14 protein-coding genes are annotated in these 13,346 nt (G+C 61.3%); 8 read left to right on the top strand and 6 right to left on the bottom strand.

All coding sequences use genetic code 11. From position 1 onward, the window contains the following. Positions 1 to 60: 60 nt before the first annotated feature. Complete coding sequence (locus VM94_RS10640; RefSeq protein WP_138828924.1) at positions 61 to 438, top strand: hypothetical protein; 378 nt, start codon at positions 61 to 63, stop codon at positions 436 to 438. A 52-nt stretch (positions 439 to 490) separates the two neighbouring features. Here the strand turns inward: VM94_RS10640 and VM94_RS10635 are convergent, their stop codons facing one another. The 4 genes from VM94_RS10635 to VM94_RS10620 all read right to left on the bottom strand — a co-directional run bounded on the left by VM94_RS10635 (position 491) and on the right by VM94_RS10620 (position 7,123). Then, positions 491 to 4,069 carry an ABC transporter permease/M1 family aminopeptidase gene (locus tag VM94_RS10635; protein ID WP_046683532.1) on the bottom strand — a complete coding sequence of 1,193 codons (3,579 nt, stop codon included), beginning with the start codon at positions 4,067 to 4,069 and terminating at the stop codon, positions 491 to 493. Between the two features lie 10 nt (positions 4,070 to 4,079). Next, entirely contained in the window at positions 4,080 to 4,973 is an 894-nt protein-coding gene (locus tag VM94_RS10630) for an ABC transporter ATP-binding protein (RefSeq protein ID WP_046683456.1), read from the bottom strand. Between the two features lie 170 nt (positions 4,974 to 5,143). After that, positions 5,144 to 6,340 (bottom strand): ABC transporter permease, encoded by a 1,197-nt coding sequence (locus tag VM94_RS10625; protein ID WP_046683455.1) that lies wholly within the window; start codon positions 6,338 to 6,340, stop codon positions 5,144 to 5,146. A gap of 3 nt (positions 6,341 to 6,343) precedes the next feature. Continuing rightward, on the bottom strand, positions 6,344 to 7,123 hold the full coding sequence (locus tag VM94_RS10620) for an ABC transporter ATP-binding protein (RefSeq protein WP_046683531.1): 780 nt from the start codon (positions 7,121 to 7,123) through the stop codon (positions 6,344 to 6,346). A gap of 148 nt (positions 7,124 to 7,271) precedes the next feature. On the opposite strand from VM94_RS10620, the gene VM94_RS10615 reads away from it, so the two are divergent. Both VM94_RS10615 and coq7 read left to right on the top strand, forming a co-directional pair. Continuing rightward, a complete protein-coding gene (locus VM94_RS10615; RefSeq protein WP_046683454.1) occupies positions 7,272 to 7,703 on the top strand; it encodes a hypothetical protein in 432 nt (143 codons plus the stop codon). Between the two features lie 86 nt (positions 7,704 to 7,789). Then, the gene (gene coq7, locus VM94_RS10610) at positions 7,790 to 8,434 is read left to right on the top strand and encodes a 2-polyprenyl-3-methyl-6-methoxy-1,4-benzoquinone monooxygenase (RefSeq protein ID WP_046683453.1); all 645 of its coding nucleotides are present in this window, start codon (positions 7,790 to 7,792) and stop codon (positions 8,432 to 8,434) included. Between the two features lie 102 nt (positions 8,435 to 8,536). Here coq7 and VM94_RS10605 read toward each other — a convergent pair whose 3' ends face one another. Beyond that, a complete protein-coding gene (locus VM94_RS10605) occupies positions 8,537 to 8,959 on the bottom strand; it encodes an OsmC family protein (protein WP_034749235.1) in 423 nt (140 codons plus the stop codon). A gap of 225 nt (positions 8,960 to 9,184) precedes the next feature. On the opposite strand from VM94_RS10605, the gene rplM reads away from it, so the two are divergent. From rplM to erpA, 5 genes are all read left to right on the top strand, one after another. Next, positions 9,185 to 9,613, top strand: coding sequence for a 50S ribosomal protein L13 (rplM, locus tag VM94_RS10600; RefSeq protein WP_010393282.1), 429 nt, complete (start codon positions 9,185 to 9,187; stop codon positions 9,611 to 9,613). A 9-nt stretch (positions 9,614 to 9,622) separates the two neighbouring features. Next, positions 9,623 to 10,015 carry a 30S ribosomal protein S9 gene (rpsI, locus tag VM94_RS10595; protein ID WP_010393285.1) on the top strand — a complete coding sequence of 131 codons (393 nt, stop codon included), beginning with the start codon at positions 9,623 to 9,625 and terminating at the stop codon, positions 10,013 to 10,015. Between the two features lie 170 nt (positions 10,016 to 10,185). Next, a complete protein-coding gene (gene argC, locus VM94_RS10590; RefSeq protein WP_046683452.1) occupies positions 10,186 to 11,223 on the top strand; it encodes an N-acetyl-gamma-glutamyl-phosphate reductase in 1,038 nt (345 codons plus the stop codon). A gap of 90 nt (positions 11,224 to 11,313) precedes the next feature. After that, positions 11,314 to 11,703 carry a bactofilin family protein gene (locus VM94_RS10585; RefSeq protein WP_034785332.1) on the top strand — a complete coding sequence of 130 codons (390 nt, stop codon included), beginning with the start codon at positions 11,314 to 11,316 and terminating at the stop codon, positions 11,701 to 11,703. 98 nt (positions 11,704 to 11,801) lie between these two features. Beyond that, positions 11,802 to 12,164, top strand: coding sequence for an iron-sulfur cluster insertion protein ErpA (erpA, locus tag VM94_RS10580; protein WP_029496047.1), 363 nt, complete (start codon positions 11,802 to 11,804; stop codon positions 12,162 to 12,164). 65 nt (positions 12,165 to 12,229) lie between these two features. On the opposite strand, the gene VM94_RS10575 is transcribed toward erpA, so the two are convergent. Continuing rightward, the gene (locus tag VM94_RS10575; protein ID WP_046683451.1) at positions 12,230 to 13,324 is read right to left on the bottom strand and encodes an anhydro-N-acetylmuramic acid kinase; all 1,095 of its coding nucleotides are present in this window, start codon (positions 13,322 to 13,324) and stop codon (positions 12,230 to 12,232) included. Positions 13,325 to 13,346 lie beyond the last annotated feature (22 nt).

Genomic DNA, 13,346 nt, shown 5'->3' with positions numbered 1-13,346 from the left:
TTTACCGCCCATGCGTAGACTTGTCGGTCTGATCTGACTATAAAGTCTTGCAATATGAATATGGCGAAGCTGTCGGTGCATGGGGACGACCCCACGCTCAAATCCATTCTCGAAGTCTTGCCTACCGATCCGGAACGGCAATGGCGCAAGGGCGAGGCGAAGGGTGCGAATCGCGTGCATCTCGATTCCGGCTTTGAAGTGCTGATCGCGCAGGCGCCCAAATCGCAAGTGTTACCCTCGCGCATACGCAGCTATCTGGCCGAATGCCGCTCGCGCGGCGTGACGTTCACGATGCCGCGCATCGTGGCCGAGCTGCAACTGGAGCTGAACGGCGACGACACGGTCGATACGCCGCTCGATTTGTCGCTGGCCGATATGCAACACCTGACGGAAATGGGCATCAGCCTGAGCCTGGTGACGCGCTGCGCCACCGCCTGACTCTCCTGGAATACCGAAGTGGCCGCCTGTATGCAGGGGCGGCCATTGTTCGTCACGGCTCTTCGAGCTCGACGGTGACCATATTGTCGTCCGGCTTGCGGTCGATCAGCTTGTTGTCGGGGTCGATGCCCGCCTTGCCGGGCCGGCTGCCGACGATGACGGTGTAGCTTGCCTGACGGGCTGTCATGCGCAGACGCTCGCGCAGCAGCGGATGGCCATTCGCGTCGTCGACGCCGATCTCGATCCAGTCGTGCAGGGGCGCGTCGTGTTCCTCTCCCTGTTCGCCGGCCGTCAATTTGCCCGCCTGTACCTTGATGGTGACGGCGTACTTGCCGTCGCCGCGCTTGGTGGCCGTGGCCGACAGGGCGCGGTTGTCGAACAGCACGATTTTCTCGAACAGGTCGTCGATCAGGTAAGCCTGCTCGGGCGGCGTCACCTGGCGCAAGCCGGCAATCAGGGCCGTCACGCTGGCATACGGCGGGCCTTTCTGGCCATAAGTCTTGAGCAGATCGCGCAGCACGCCGTTGACCTTGTCTTCGCCGATGATATCTTGCAGCAAGTACATGGCCAGGCTGCCCTTGTGGTAGTGGATGTAGGGCTGGTTTTCATTCTCGGCCAGCGGCAATTCCTTCTTGCGCTCTTCGCTGCGCCCCATCAGGTATTGATTCAGGTCATAGCGCAGGAAGCGGCGCATCTTGGCCGGCCCCACGGTTTTCTTCATCACCATCAGCGCCGAATATTCGGCCAGGGTTTCGCTGAGCACGGTGGCGCCGCGCGTGTTGCCGCCCACCAGTTGATGCGCCCACCACTGGTGCGCCACTTCATGCGCCGTGATGTAGAACGGATAGTCGATGTCCTTCGGGTTCTTGTCGTCCACCTTGGCGATGAAGCCCAGGCCTTCCGAGTATGGAATCGTGTTCGGGAACGATTGCGCAAACGTGGCGTAGCGGGGGAACTCGACGATGCGCAGGATCTTGTGCTGGTAGGGGCCGAAGTTTTTCGTGTAGTACTCGAGCGCTTCCTTGCTGCCGCGCACGAAACGATCGAGATTGTATTCATGTCCCGGGTGGTAATACACGTCGATGGCCACGTCTTGCCAGCGCTCGTGCCTGACGGCGTAGCGGGCGGACTGGAAGGCGTAGAAATTCAGGATGGGCTGGTCCATCGTGTAATGGAAGTAATGGCGGCCCTTGGCGATCCAGTCGTTGTCCAGCATGCCCGGCGCGATGGCCGTCTGGCCGTCGACCGTGCTGACGGTGGCATCGAAGTTGATGCGGTCGGCGTCGTTGCTGACGTAATTGTCGGCCAATCCCTTCGCATCGTCGCGCGGCAAGGCCCGTTCGCGCGCCAGCAAACCGTGTTTCTTGCGGTCGCGCGGGTCCGTCAATTCCTGTTGCGGCTGGTAGCCGATGTGCGGCAGCACGGCATTCGTGAAGAAGGTGCCGTTGGCCACGACGGGCGTGTCCTGGCCCAGGCCGAAGATGCCGCGCGGCGCATAGCGGATGTCGAAATCGAGGCCTAGGGTGGCGCCCGGCGCCAGCGGCGCGGCCAGGCGGTAGCTGTAAAAGCCCAGCTTGCCGTCATCGAGGCCCGGATGCACGCGCGCGTCAAAACGCAGGCGCATGGTGGCGGTCGGATCTTGCTGCACAAAAATGTGGCTGATCGGCAGGCTGGTCTTGTTTTGCAGCAGATAGCGGCCCGTGACGGCCAGGGTGCGCTGCGCCGGGTAGATGGCCACGTCGAGCTTCACGTCGGTGATTCTCGGCTGCGGCGTGGCGGCAAACTTGCGGTACTGGCGCTCGATGCTGGCGCGGTCCGCATCGCGGGAAAACTCGGACTGGTAATCGTTGGCCACGTGGAAGACGTAGAACAGCACGCCGCCGGTGAAGACGAAGATCAGGGCGCCGCCGGCAAAGCTGGCCAGTACGCCGTGCGTGAGGCCGTGGCGCGCCAGGCGTAGGCGGATGCGCCAGCTGTCCTGCGCGCCGCGGGGCCAGAACAGCAGCGACAGCACCGTCAGCATGACGGCCGCGCCGCTCCAGTACAGCAAGTACCAACGCTCGCGCAACACAAAGTGGCCGGCGCCGTTCATGGCCGAATACACGACCTCGGGCGTGCTGCCGTACAGCAGCAGCGGGTCGCCCAGGCCCAGCGAGGAAAAGCTGATGCTGGCGATGTGGTACAGAATCATGGCGAAATATGCCAGGTATTTCTGATTGATCAGCACCTGCACGAAGATGGCCAGCACGGCCACCAGCGCATAGCAGGGCAGGTGCGACAGGAACAGTGATTCCAGGTACAGGCCGGGGTCGAGGCGGTAATAGCCCTTGAAGACCTGGATCGACATGCCGCACAGCATGATGACCAGGCTCAGCAAGGCTTGCAGGCCGACCAGCGCAATCAGTTTCGACAGCAGGGGCAGCCAGTTCGGCACGGGCAGGGCGTCGAGCATCTGATACGTGCCCGCTTCCCGTTCGCGCCACACCAGCTCGCCCGCGTAGAAGGTGGTAATGATCAGCATGAACAGGGCGAACGAGGCGCTGACCATGTCCAGCACCTTTTCCGTCACGGGATAGGTATTCGTGCCGTAGATGGAACCCATGTCGAGCGCGCCCGCATACATGGTCAGCACGCCGGCCAGCACGATGACGACAAAATAGATGTTCTTGATGGTTTCGCGCAGGTTCAGCCAGCTCATCTTGAGGAGCAGGGCGGCCAGGTTGCGCTGCGCGAAGTCCGGCGTTTCCTGCGTGGACAGCGAGGCGTTCGACAGGCGCTGCGGCGCCTCGCCCTCGCTGCGGCGCCTGGTGGCGCCCGCGTCCGTCGTCGCATGGAACTGGAAGCGCCAGTAGCCGAGCAGCAAGGCCACGAGGGCAAAGCCGGACCAGATGGCGCGGTTCAGCAGGTACACGCCTTCCAGGGTCACCAGGCGCGTGTTGCGTTCCGCGTTTGGCCAGTATTCCGTCAGGCGTATCAGCGCCGTCGTGCCGAAAGGGTCGATCAGGGCGGCCAGGGTCTTGTAGTCGAGGTCGCGCGCCAGCGACGGCGCCACCAGGTAGCCGATCAGCATGACCACCGAGCTGATGTACACGGGCAGCATGCGCCGCGTCAGGGCCGCGATGACGAAGAAGATGGCGCCGAAGATGAACAGGTTCGGCAGCAGGGTAAATACATACGGCATCAGGTAAGCCAGCGCCCGCTGCGGCCCCAGCCGTTCCTGATCGATGCCGGGCAGCCAGGCGCCCAGCCAGGCACCGATCACGATGCTGGAAAACACCACGGCCAGCACCAGATAGGCGCCGAGGAAGCGGCCAAATACGTACTGGTATTTCTTGATCGGCGCGCTGAAGAAGAAATGCTGCATGCCGTATTCGAAATCCTGCTGCACCGAGCGGCCCATCATGGCGGCCACGACCACGGCGCCGAAGCAGCCCAATACGCTGCATGTGAACGCCAGCGAGCGCGGTGCGTTGATCAGGAACTTGCCGCCGAAACTGATGCTCGCTTCCTTGAAGACGCCGCCGGCGGCCGCCATCCACAGCATGGCCAGCGCCAGAAACATGGCGAAATACACCCAGGTGGACAGCAGCTTGAGCCGCTGTCGCGCTTCAAAGCGGGCGATGGCAAACATGGCCTTCCCCTCAGTCGCACTGCGGGGCGACGCGGTGGCGCCCGGCAATGGTGGCGAAATACAGGTCTTCCAGGTCGCCGATGGCTTCCTCGAAGCCATCGCCCGGGTCGTCGTCGCTGTAGACGTGGATCAGGGTGCGGCCCGACAGCAAACGCGTGGAAATGACGGCGTGGCGCTGCTGGAAGCTGGCCAGCTCTTTCTTGTCGACAAAGCGCGCCCAGATCTTGCAGCTGACTTCGTCGATCAGTTCCTGGGTCTTGCCGCACAGCAGCAAATGGCCCTTGTTGATGATGGCCATGTTGGCGCACAGGTCGGCCACGTCGGACACGATGTGGGTCGACAGGATCACCGTCTTGTCTTCGCCTATGTCGGACAGCAAGTTGTGGAAGCGCACCCGCTCCTGCGGGTCGAGGCCGGCCGTCGGCTCGTCGACGATGATCAGTTTCGGGTCGCCCAGCAGCGCTTGCGCGATGCCGAAGCGCTGGCGCATGCCGCCGGAAAAGCCGCCCAGGCGCTGGTGGCGCACGTCGAACAGATTGGTTTGCTGCAACAGGCCATCGACGACTTCGCGCCGGCGCGCCCGCTGCGACAAGCCTTTTAACATGGCGAAGTGGTCGAGCAGCTCGTAGGCCGTCACTTTCGGGTACAGGCCGAAGTCTTGCGGCAGGTAGCCGAGCATGCGGCGGATTTCGTCCTTGTCGTCGAGCACGTCGTAGTCGCCGAAGAAGATCGAGCCGGAATCGCATTCCTGCAAGGTGGCCAGGGTGCGCATCAGGGTCGACTTGCCGGCGCCGTTCGGGCCCAGCAAGCCGAACATGCCCGGCGGTATCGTCAGCGAAACATTGTCCAGCGCCACTACGCCATTTGCGTAGGTCTTCGACAATTTGCGGATCTGCAATTCCATACAACTCCTAACTCATGCGTTGCTGCCCGATGCGACAGGGCTACTCTATGCTGGCATTGTATTGAATTTAAGACGTACTGGGCAGTTGCATGCGATACACGGCATTTTCGCGTGCCCAGAGTGCAGCCGGGCGGGGTGGATGGCGCCCCGCCGCGAGTCACATGGCAAGTTTAATTGCGGAACAACACTGATTCGCGGTTGAACCACCAGCGGCACAGCATCAGCAGCCCGCCCGCGATCACCGTCGTCGAGGCCAGGATAACGCCGAACATGCGGTAATCCATGGTGCCCTTGACCAGTTCCTTCATGGCAAGCGACACATTCGTCAGCGGCACCATGGCCCATATCCAGTTCAGCTCGACGCCGGGCAGCATGGCCGCCACCGTGGGCAGGATGACGAACAGCATCAATGGCGTGATCATGCCGGCCGCTTCCTTGTAGCTTTTCGCGTAGATCGAGATCGACAGCAGCAGCGAGGCAAAGATGGCGGCCGTCGGCACCAGCATCAGGGTCACCATGGCCAGGTCGGGCAAGCCGATGCTGCGCACCATGACGGCCATGTTGCCTTCGAGCGAACTGCCGAAGATGGCCAGCAGGGCGCCCATGCTGCCCACCATCAGCACGGCCGAGGTCATGCCGACGGTAAACAGCACGAGGAACTTGGCCACCACGATGGCGCTGCGCGGCACGGGCGCCAGCAGCAGGGTTTCCAGGGTGCCGCGTTCCTTCTCGCCCGCGCCCAGGTCGATGGCCGGGTACATGGCCGCCGTCAGGCACACCATCAGCAGCAGGTAGGGCAGCATGCCGCCGACGATGGCGCCCATCTGCTCGCGCTCGTTGGCCGTCGATTGCTTGTCGAGCACGATGGGGTGCAGGGCAAAGGCCAGCTGGGCCGGACTCAGGTTCAGGGCCGACAGCGCGCTTTCGCGCAGGCTGGCGTTGTAGGCTTCGACGATTTCGCGCACCCGCTGCTGGGTCACGTCGACCGTGCTGGCGCTGTTGTAATGCAGGGTGACCTTGGCTTGCTGCTGTTGCTTCAGCGCCTCTTCAAATTGCGGTGGAATGACGACGGCGAACTTGATCGTGTCGTCGCCGATGGCGCGGCGGATGTCGCCTTCGCTGGCTAGCGGCACTTCGCGCAGGTTGTGCTGCTGCGCAAAGCGCGCGCTCAAACCCGGCGAATGGTCCTTGCCGAACAGCGCGTAGCGCATTTCCGCCGTTTTCGCGTTCTTGAACATATTGCTTGAAACATAAGCGAAGCCGCCAAAGATCAGCGGCATGGCAAAGATGGGGATGAGGATGGTGAAGATCAGCGTCTTGCGGTCGCGCGTGAGTTCCAGCAACTCTTTCAGATAAATGGTCCACATGGCTCAGGCTCCCTGGTTGATGACGCTGACAAAGGCGTCGTACAAGTCCGCGCTGCCGCCCAGGTGGCGCAGTTCGTTGACCGTGCCATTGAAGGCGGTGGTGCCGCGGTTGATGATGCAGACGCGGTCGCACAGCTTTTCCACTTCGTGCAGGTGGTGCGTGGAAAAGATCAGCGGCACGCGCAGCGCCTTGTAGCTGGCGATGAAGTCGAGCAGGATCTTGGCCGACATCACGTCCAGGCCCGTCGTCGGCTCGTCGAGGATCACCACTTGCGGCTCGTGCACGACGGTGCGGGCGATCGCGCACTTCTGTTTCATGCCCGTCGACAGCTGATCGGCCCGCTTGCCGCCGTACTCTTCCATTTGCAGCAGGGCAAACAGCTCGTCGCAGCGGCGTTTCAGCTTGTCGGCCGGCATGCCATGCAGGCGGCCAAAGTATTCGACGTTCTCGCGCGCCGTCAGGCGGCCGTACAAGCCCGTCGAGCCGGACAGGAAACCGATGCTCTGGCGTGCCACCAGCGGCTGGCGCAGCACGTCGACGCCGTTGACGAGGGCGCTGCCCGCGTCCGCCTGCAAGGCCGTCGACAGCAGGCGCAGGGTGGTCGTCTTGCCGGCGCCATTCGGCCCCAGCAGGCCCAGCACTTCACCGGGGGCGCAGCTGAAACTGACGTCGCGCACGGCGTGAAACCAGCCATCGTGTTCGCGCGGATCGCTGACGTGCACGCTTTTGCCCTTGTGGGGCGGCATGCGGAAACGTTTTGCCAGGTGCTTGACCTCTATCATGTGCATCATCCATTCAATGGTGAACAACGAGAGTAGCATGCAAAAAATGTAACTTGCAAGGTGGAAATATCGTTTGGTCTATTGAAAAAAACAGCATCTTCATGCAAGCTGGCCCGGTGGGCGCCGGCGGACGGCGCGGGAGAGCGCAATGCAAACGATCGATCAGGCGATGCAGGACAAGGTACTGGCCGTGGCCCGCGCCGGCATGACCAGTGCCGAAGCCATCGGTTTCTTCCGCGTCAGCCTGGGGCTGTATTACCTGGCCGGCCTGATGACGGAGGAAACGCTTGATTTCAAAGAGATCGACGCGAAGTACAACCGTTTTATCTACCACTCGATAGGTGGCGGGCACAGCATCGCCAGCGTGCTGCAATTCATGAGCGGCGAGAAAGTCTTGCGCGTGCTGCAATCGGAGCGTTTTCGCGCCGCGTTTGCCCAGCACTGCCCGGACATTCCCGTCGACAGTATTTCCTTCCTGATTTCACTGAATCTGGGCGTGGCGAAAAGCCTGTCCGGCCTGGACGCCGTCGGCCCCGTGGTGGACTGGATCGAGCAGGAAAAAGCGCGCACAAGTCAATAAAGCCCCGATCCCCCTGCGCGCGGCGTGGGGACGGCTGGCCGCTATCGTCCTATAATTCATGTTTTCCCTTACATGAAATAGCCACGATGACCGCGAACCGCCATTTTGACCCCTTGGATCGTTTGATTGTTGGCGCCGACAAGGCCCTGCGCGTCATGGCGGGCGTGGCCTCGGCCTCGCGCCCCACGCCGGCCGCGCATGCGCCCGATGCGGAGCTGAGCCCGGCCGAACAGCGCCACAGCGCCGGCTTGATGCGCGTCAACCATGTGGGCGAAGTGTGCGCGCAAGCCCTGTACAACTCGCAGGCGCGCTATGCGCACAGCCCGGCCATCCGCGCCCAGTTCGACGAAGCGGGACGCGAAGAGGAAGACCACCTGGCCTGGACGGCGCAGCGCCTGACGGAGCTGGGCTCGCGTCTGAGCCTGCTCAATCCCCTGTGGTATGCCGGTTCGTTTGCGCTGGGCACCATCGCCGCGCGCATGGGCGACGGCCGCAGCCTGGGTTTTGTGGTGGAAACGGAACGCCAGGTGGAAGCGCACCTGGCCAGTCACCTGGAGGAGTTGCCGCCGCAGGACGCGAAATCGCGCGCCATCGTCAAACAGATGGCCATCGACGAAGTGGAGCACGGCGCCGCCGCCCAGCGACTGGGCGCCATCGATACCCCGGCGCCCGTGAAGGCGCTGATGGGGTTGATGGGTAAAGTGATGACGAAAACCGCTTACTACATCTGACAGGTCGGGTAGGTCGGATTAGGCCGCAGGCCGTAATCCGACAACATTGTTGGTGCTACCGGTGTCGTCGGATTACGCGGGACGCTGCCCCGCTAATCCGACCTACTCCTCGATGATTTCGAAGGAGTGCGTGATTTCCGCCGTTTTCGCCAGCATGATCGACGCCGAGCAATACTTATCATGCGACAAGGCCACGGCCCGTTCCACGGCCGTCGGTTTCAGGGCCTTGCCCCGCACCGTGAAGTGGAAGTGGATCTTGGTAAATACTTTCGGATCGGTGTCGGCACGGTCGGCCTTCAGGGTCACTTCGCAGCCGCTGACGGCTTCGCGTCCCCGTTTCAGGATTAGCACCACGTCATAGGCGGTGCAGCCGCCCGTACCCAGCAAGACCATTTCCATGGGGCGTGGCGCCAGGTTGTGGCCGCCGCCATCGGGTGCGCCATCCATGGTCACCAGGTGGCCGGAACCGGTTTCTGCCCGAAAACTCATGCCCGACGGGCCATTCCAGCTGACTTTGCATTCCATCGTACTCTCCGAAAATTGTAAGCGTTTTGTATTGTAATAGAGGAATGCCCATCCATGTGCCGGCCGCCGGCCCGCAGCGGGCCTCGATTGCGGCTTGACGCGGCAAGGCAAAGCCGCTTATACTTGTCGGCTTTCCGTTCGCTCAGGAAAAGTAAATAAGGCAGAGTCCGAACAGCAGCATCGTCGGAACCACCATTTGAGCGTGTAATCTATTAGGAAGTCAACATGAAAACATTTTCCGCTAAAGGACATGAAGTCCAGCGCGATTGGTTCGTGGTTGACGCGACGGACAAAGTCCTCGGACGTGTTGCCAGCGAAGTGGCACTCCGACTGCGCGGCAAACACAAACCAGAATTTACTCCTCACGTCGATACCGGCGACTTTATCGTCGTCATCAACGCAGGCAAACTGCGTGTGACCGGTACCAAAGCTACTGAGAAAATTTACTACCGTCACTCTGGCTATCCAGGCGGCATCTACGAAACCAACTTCCAGAAAATGCAACAGCGTTTTCCAGGTCGCGCGCTTGAGAAAGCGGTCAAAGGCATGTTGCCTAAAGGCCCACTCGGCTACGCAATGATCAAGAAGCTGAAAGTGTACGCGGAAGGTTCCCATCCGCACGCTGCTCAGCAACCTAAAGCACTTGTTCTCTAAGGAACTGACATGATCGGTAATTACAATTATGGAACCGGCCGTCGCAAAAGTGCAGTGGCTCGGGTTTTTATCAAAGTTGGCACAGGCTTGATCGTTGTTAACGGCAAACCAGCAAACGAATACTTTTCGCGCGAAACGGGTCTGATGGTCATCCGTCAACCACTGGAACTGACCGGCAATGTCGAGCGTTTCGACATCAAAGTCAACGTCCATGGCGGCGGTGAGTCGGGCCAAGCTGGTGCAGTTCGTCACGGCATCACCCGCGCTCTGATCGACTACGATGCAGCGTTGAAACCGGAACTGGCTAAAGCCGGCTTCGTGACCCGCGATGCACGTGAAGTCGAGCGTAAAAAAGTTGGTCTGCGCAAAGCACGTCGCGCAAAGCAATTCTCGAAGCGTTAATTTCTACGCTACAGCACCTTTCGGGGTGCTGGTCGAAAAGCCGCTGGACTTTAGTCCCGCGGCTTTTTTGCATTTCAGCGTGACTCTGCGTTGCGCTGTAAAATACGCGGAAAACCCCTATGGGTGGCGTTCCCCCTCATCTTTATGCAATCTATACACAAGGAAAGAACATGATCAAAGTTGGCATCGTCGGCGGCACTGGATACACGGGCGTGGAATTGCTGCGCTTGCTTGCTACCCATCCAGATGTCGAGTTGACGGCGATTACCTCGCGCAAGGAAGATGGCTTGCCCGTTGCTGACATGTATCCTTCCCTGCGCGGCCATGTCAAACTGGCGTTTTCCTCGCCGGACAAGGCGAATCTGGAGCAATGCGACGTGGTCTTCTTTGCTACCCCGCATGGTGTTGCCATGGCGCAAGCGCCAGCCTTGCTGGCCGCCGGCGTGAAAGTCATCGACCTGGCCGCCGACTTCCGCCTGAAAGACCAGGCCAAGTTCGAGCAGTGGTACAAGATTCCCCACACGGCTCCTGAATTGATCGAGCAAGCCGTGTATGGCTTGCCGGAACTGAATCGCGCAGACATCAAGCAAGCCAAGCTGATCGCCAATCCCGGTTGCTACCCGACCACCATGCAACTGGGCTTTTACCCGCTGCTGAAAGCGGGCCTGGTCAACGCGGGCGGCTTGATCGCCGACTGCAAGTCGGGCGTGTCCGGCGCCGGCCGCAAGGCGGAGATCGGCATCCTGTTCTCGGAAAGCAGCGACAGTTTCAAGGCTTACGGCGTGGCCGGCCACCGTCACCTGCCGGAAACGACGGCGCAACTGCAGCGTTTCACGGACGAGAAAGTGGCGCTGACCTTCACGCCGCATCTGGTGCCGATGATCCGCGGCATGCATTCGACCCTGTACGCGCAGCTGAACAAGGAGGTCAGCAATGAGGAATTGCAAGCCTTGTTCGAAGACCAATACAAGGACGAGCCTTTCGTCGACGTGATGCCGTTCGGCTCGCACCCGGAAACCCGTTCCACGCGCGGCTCGAACATGCTGCGCCTTGCCTTGCACCGTCCGGAAGGCGGCAATACCGTCATCGTGCTGGTGGTGCAGGACAATCTGGTCAAGGGTGCGTCGGGCCAGGCCGTGCAGTGCATGAACTTGATGTTTGGCTTGAAAGAAACGGCCGGTTTGCAACACATCGCCCTGCTGCCGTAATTATCGGCGCAGGTGCTTGCGCGGGTCCGGCGCCTTTTTGCCGGACCTGTGATAAATTGGACTGCCACCTACCCCGACAGGATGACGTTCATGTTCGAGCGCAACGCGAAAAACCCCATCGACACCTTGATCGGCGCTTCCACGCGGATCGAGGGTGACTTGCTGTTTTGCGGCGGCTTGCGCATCGACGGCCATGTGCGCGGCAATGTCACGGGCGAGCCGGGCGAGCCCACGTATGTGGTGCTGGGCGAGGCGGGCCGCATCGATGGCGAAGTGCGTTGCTCGAGCCTGGTTGTCAGCGGCGAGATCAATGGCCCCGTGTATGTGTCCGAAATGCTTGAAATCCAGCCAAAAGCCCGCATTGTAGGAGAGGTCTATTACAAGGTGCTGGAAATGCACAGCGGCGCATTGGTGCAAGGCAAGCTCAGCCGGCACGACAGCGCCGACCCCGTGCTGCACCTGGCCGTATCGGAAATGTGAGCAGGAACAACACCGTCCAGCCGCATCAGCGGCGGCCGCAGCGCGACTTGCGCCAACAGTCTATAATGACTTAATGTTTTCTAGTAGGAGTGCCTGATATGAATGCCGTCGCTGAAATGCAAGATGTGATCCCTTCCCCTATTATCTTTACCGATAGCGCCGCTGAAAAAGTCGCGCAACTGATCGAAGAAGAAGGCAATCCCGACCTGAAATTGCGCGTCTTCGTGCAAGGCGGCGGCTGCTCCGGTTTCCAGTATGGATTCACCTTCGACGAAATCGTCAACGAAGATGACACCACCATGGTCAAGAACGGCGTCCAGCTGTTGATCGATTCCATGAGCTACCAGTACCTGGTCGGCGCGGAAATCGACTACAAGGATGACCTGGAAGGCGCGCAGTTCGTGATTAAAAACCCTACCGCGACTTCCACCTGCGGTTGCGGTTCGTCTTTCTCCGTTTAAGTACTAAACTGGGCAAGTAAGAAAATAGCGGATCATCGATCCGCTATTTGTGTTTCTGCGCCCGCTTAGCTCGGGTACAAGGCGCCCAGTACCCTCAGCCCCTGCGCGCCCGTCACGGCCGGCAAGTTGCCCGGCTTGCGCTGTGTAAAACGCCAGGCCAGCCAGGCAAAGGCCAGGGCCTCGACCTGGCTGGGCGCCACGCCCAGCGCTTCTGTCGATTCCACCGCCATGCCCGGCAATGCACGGGCCAGCGCCGCCATCAGGTTGGCGTTCTGCGCGCCGCCGCCACACACATACACGGTTTCCGCCTGCGCCCCGTCGCGTAGGATGGCGTGCGCCAGGCTGGCGGCCGTCAGTTGGGTCAAGGTCGACTGCACGTCGGCGGGCAGGGCGGCCGGATAATTGGCCAGCTTGGCGCTCAGCCAGTCGGCATGGAACAGGTCGCGGCCCGTGCTTTTCGGTGCCGGCAAGTCAAAATACGGTTCATTGAGCAAGTCTGCCAGCAAGGCGGGGATGACCTGGCCCGTGGCGGCCCAGGCGCCGTTGGCGTCGTAGGGCTGGCCCAAGTGCTGCAAGACCCAGCCATCCATCAATGCATTGCCGGGGCCCGTGTCGTAGCCTGTCACCTTGCCGTCCGCGTGCAACACGCTGATATTGCTGATACCGCCGATATTGGCCAGCACGCGCGTGTGGCCGGGCAGATTGAAAATGGCCTGGTGAAAGGCGGGCACCAGTGGCGCGCCCTGGCCGCCTGCCGCCACGTCGCGGCTGCGCAAGTCGGCGATGACGTCGATGCCCGTCAGTTCGGCCAGCAGGGCAGGGTTGTTCAACTGGCGCGTAAAACCCAGCTCGGGGCGGTGGCGGATGGTCTGGCCATGTGCGCCGATGGCGGTGACGGCATCCGGGCCGATGCCCGCGTTGCTCAGGAGCTGGGCGACGCAGTCGGCGTAATGGCGCACGAGCTGATTTGCCGCCAGTGCTTCGCGTTCGATTTCATTCTGGCCGGCACTTTGTAGCGCCATCAGGTCGTCGCGCAGGCTGGCGGGAAAGGGAATGTAGGCATCGCCGAGGCTGCGCGTGCCGCCATCGTCGGAAAAGTCGACCAGCGCACCGTCAACGCCATCGAGGCTGGTGCCAGACATCAGGCCGATATACAGCATGGGATGTTCCTTGAGTGGGTAA

It is taken from the genome of Janthinobacterium sp. KBS0711 (assembly GCF_000988085.1).
Taxonomy (GTDB): Bacteria; Pseudomonadota; Gammaproteobacteria; order Burkholderiales; family Burkholderiaceae_D; genus Janthinobacterium; species Janthinobacterium lividum_E.
This window is presented reverse-complemented; position numbering and strand designations above follow the sequence as displayed.

Coding starts and splice junctions, on each gene's coding strand:
- erpA (WP_029496047.1), top strand. CDS start 11,802: ATGAATGCCGTCGCTGAAATGCAAGATGTGATCCCTTCCCCTATTATC.
- coq7 (WP_046683453.1), top strand. CDS start 7,790: ATGACCGCGAACCGCCATTTTGACCCCTTGGATCGTTTGATTGTTGGC.
- VM94_RS10605 (WP_034749235.1), bottom strand. CDS start 8,959: ATGGAATGCAAAGTCAGCTGGAATGGCCCGTCGGGCATGAGTTTTCGG.
- VM94_RS10575 (WP_046683451.1), bottom strand. CDS start 13,324: ATGCTGTATATCGGCCTGATGTCTGGCACCAGCCTCGATGGCGTTGAC.
- VM94_RS10625 (WP_046683455.1), bottom strand. CDS start 6,340: ATGTGGACCATTTATCTGAAAGAGTTGCTGGAACTCACGCGCGACCGC.
- VM94_RS10640 (WP_138828924.1), top strand. CDS start 61: ATGGCGAAGCTGTCGGTGCATGGGGACGACCCCACGCTCAAATCCATT.
- VM94_RS10630 (WP_046683456.1), bottom strand. CDS start 4,973: ATGGAATTGCAGATCCGCAAATTGTCGAAGACCTACGCAAATGGCGTA.
- rpsI (WP_010393285.1), top strand. CDS start 9,623: ATGATCGGTAATTACAATTATGGAACCGGCCGTCGCAAAAGTGCAGTG.
- argC (WP_046683452.1), top strand. CDS start 10,186: ATGATCAAAGTTGGCATCGTCGGCGGCACTGGATACACGGGCGTGGAA.
- VM94_RS10620 (WP_046683531.1), bottom strand. CDS start 7,123: ATGATAGAGGTCAAGCACCTGGCAAAACGTTTCCGCATGCCGCCCCAC.
- VM94_RS10585 (WP_034785332.1), top strand. CDS start 11,314: ATGTTCGAGCGCAACGCGAAAAACCCCATCGACACCTTGATCGGCGCT.
- VM94_RS10615 (WP_046683454.1), top strand. CDS start 7,272: ATGCAAACGATCGATCAGGCGATGCAGGACAAGGTACTGGCCGTGGCC.
- VM94_RS10635 (WP_046683532.1), bottom strand. CDS start 4,069: ATGTTTGCCATCGCCCGCTTTGAAGCGCGACAGCGGCTCAAGCTGCTG.
- rplM (WP_010393282.1), top strand. CDS start 9,185: ATGAAAACATTTTCCGCTAAAGGACATGAAGTCCAGCGCGATTGGTTC.